The sequence below is a fragment of the Paenibacillus sp. 01T424 genome, from assembly GCF_056398745.1.
This window is the reverse complement of record NZ_JBFTPZ010000099.1, coordinates 1-3167: the sequence shown is the minus strand read 5'-3', so window position 1 is coordinate 3167 and position 3167 is coordinate 1. Positions and strand designations below refer to the sequence as shown.

The 3167-nt window shown below is 43.6% G+C and carries 2 protein-coding genes; both read left to right on the top strand.

All coding sequences use genetic code 11. The features are described 5' to 3' along the window. A partial coding sequence (locus AC1DPK_RS33990; protein ID WP_477513012.1) for an ABC transporter substrate-binding protein occupies positions 1-1248 on the top strand: 1248 nt, incomplete at its 5' end. Between the two features lie 552 nt (positions 1249-1800). Continuing rightward, positions 1801-2859, top strand: a complete 1059-nt coding sequence (locus tag AC1DPK_RS33985; protein WP_477513011.1) for a GntR family transcriptional regulator — start codon at positions 1801-1803, stop codon at positions 2857-2859. Positions 2860-3167: the final 308 nt, after the last annotated feature.

The window sequence follows — 3167 nt, the reverse complement described above, 5'->3', positions numbered from 1 at the left end:
GATGCAGCAACAAACGCACCGCAAGAAAAAGTAAAGATTTCGTTTATGGGTCATGGCAGTCCGCAGGAGAAAGATATATTCGCCAAGCTGATCAAATCATACGAAACGAAATATCCGAACGTAAAGGTAGAGTACACAAGCGTGCCGCCTGCTGAATACAATCAGAAGCTGTCTACGCTGGTTGCATCGGGCAAAACACCGGACGTATTCTATGTATCGGGCCCGCAGTTTTACAAGTTTGCCGAAGCAGGCACGATTCAAAACCTGCAGCCGTTTCTAGAAACGACAGAGCTGTTCCAAGCCGATAACGTATGGAAACAAGCGCTAGATCGATACCGTTTTGATGGCAAGCAGCTCGGGCAAGGGGATTTGTACGGATTGCCGAAGGACGTAGGTCCATGGGCAATGGCCTACAACAAAACGATGTTTACTGAAGCTGGGCTCGAATTGCCGCCGGCAGAGGTTGGCAAATGGACATGGGACAACTGGTTAGATGCAGCGAAGAAGCTGACGAAGGATGAGAATGGCGATGGCAAAGTCGATATTTATGGCGGAGCCAACTTTACGCTGGAAGGCGCGGTATGGGCAAGCGGAGGCGACTTCATCGACTATACAACAGGCAAAGTAACGATTGATACACCGGAATTYGCAAAAGCAATGCAATGGGTAGCAGATCTGCGCRTCAAGCACAATGTATCGCCGTCGCCGGAGGATGAGAAAGCGATGAATTCKTACTCGCGATTTGTAGCCGGCAAAGTAGGCATGTTCCCAATGGGACCATGGGATCAACCGGGATTTTGGGATTTGCCGTTTGAATGGGATATCGCGGCATGGCCGGTGAATCCGGAGACAGGCAAAGCAGGGACGTGGGTTGGCTCAATGGGTTACTCAGTATCCAGCAAATCGAAGCATGCACAAGAAGCGTTTAACTTAGCAGCATTCCTTGCACTGGATAAAGAAGGACAAAAGCAAAACTACGAGCTTGGGCAAGCGGTGCCAAACTTGATTGATATGGCAAAAGGCGAGTTTGTAGCGTATGACAAAGCACCAGCAAATCGTCAAGTTTTCCTTGATATTATTGAAGATTATGGTCATCCGCCAATTGATTTCGGTTCGAAGGATACGAAGTGGATCGATACGATGTGGCAAGAGGCAGGCAAAGTGTGGGACGGCAAGATGACAGCTGCGGACTGGGCGAAGGAATTGCAGCCGAAGCTTCAAGAGCTGTATGATAAGGGCAATAAATAATAGAATTATGCAATAGTGAGGTTAAAGGGTTGTTTCTAAAGTAGATCATTCTACTTTTGGAACAGCCCTGTTTTTTTTGATGAATCTTAGGGAGGACGATGTCCTTCCATGTATCATACCTATAGCTTACGAACCCAGTAGGTCTTATTTAAATCATTTATTATGGATTAAAAATGTAACGAACTCCATAATCGTTATTTCGAGAAAAGCAGCTCATGACACCTTACAAAACGTGATATAACGTTAATCAGGTTCGTTAAAATGAAATAAAAGTAGTTTTCAACATAATAAGCGTAATAGAGTTCGTTAGAGAAATGACTCGTGGATATTGTGCATAGCCGACGAGACCAATAATTGAATCTGAGAGGAACAGTCCTTTTAGATAACGTAGATCAATTTTCACTGAGATGATCGGGGGTTTAAGTTTATGCCTTCTTGTATTCTCTAAGAGATCTCGCTCATCATTATAAAAGATCACCAATTATTCCGTTGCAGACAAAATAAAATTAATTTAGTATAATTAATATATTAATATAATGAGAGGACGTCGTTATGAAAAATTTCCCTTTATATAAGCAAATTCAAGTCGATATTTTAGGGCAAATCAAAGCTGGGAAATTGCGTCCTGGAGATCGTGTCCCATCCGAGAAGGAGCTTGCGGACAAGTATAGAGTAAGCCAAATCACGAGTAAAAACGCGTTGATTGGTTTAGCGGATGAAGGCGTACTCGTTCGAGTACAAGGAAAGGGAACGTTCGTAAGACAGGATGGCGAGACGGCTGAGGATTTAGATGTTTCAAGCCATGTGCGGGACGTTATCGGACTTATTTTACCGTGCATGAAGACGAAGGTGGATCAGAAAATACTGGACTCAATCGAAAAGTACGTAACAGCCAGCGGCTACAACCTACAGGTACGGATTACGAGAGAGTCGCAGCTTGAAGAAAGCGCAGCTATTGAATCGATGGTCGCTGCAAGTGTACGCGGATTAATTGTATTTCCGACGGAGGAGGAGCGATACAACGATAGCATTTTACGCTTGTCGCTCGATAAATTTCCGCATGTGCTAATTGATCGTTTTTTGAAAGAGATTCGCACGTACAGCGTCAGCTCGGATAATGTGAATGGGACGGAACAGGCTATCACTCATTTGCTCGACAGCGGGCATGAGCATATTGCCCTTATCACGCCTGAAATTACGAATACAGCGACCGAAGAAAGAGTGATCGGATTCGAAAAAGCGTATTTAGCCAAAAAACTTCCGATTAACAAGGATTTGTGGTGTATTCTCAAAATTGAGGATATATCGAGCGGCAATGCGCAGCACATTATTGAATCCTTTATGAGTGAGCGCCCTGAGGTTTCAGCAGCATTCGTTGTCAATGTAGAGTTGACCAACTATACTTATTACGCAGCGAAGAGGCTGAAGAAGTTAGTGCCTGACGATCTCGAGCTCGTTTGTTTTGACCGGCCTGATTTTCAGGATGTATCGTATTTGCAGCAAAATGAAGACGAGATTTGCAAGGTTACCGTTGAATTGCTTCATGCGCAGCTACAAGGGGAGTACGAGCCGCAGCGTATTGTTGTACCTGTAAAATTTTGCAAAATGTAATTAATAGAACATAAAAATACCGTGTGCTGATTTTTAGCGCATGGTATTTTTTATATTATATTCAGTATATAAACATATAACAATATAATTTATAATGAATTCATTGGATTAAGCGCTTACAGAGCGCAATAAGTATTCACACAACATAGGGGGCGACAACCGCAATGAAGAGCAAATTATCCACGAAGCTTGGACTTGTAATGCTATTATGCTTTGGAATGCTGCTATCGGCTTGTTCATCAGGTGGAAATGGCAACAGCTCTGCTGCAAATGGAAATACGGGGAATAAAGGCGATGCAGCAACAAAC

What these genes read in the sequence shown, in the direction of transcription:
- AC1DPK_RS33985 (WP_477513011.1), top strand. Translation starts at nt 1,801, where the DNA reads ATGAAAAATTTCCCTTTATATAAGCAAATTCAAGTCGATATTTTAGGG.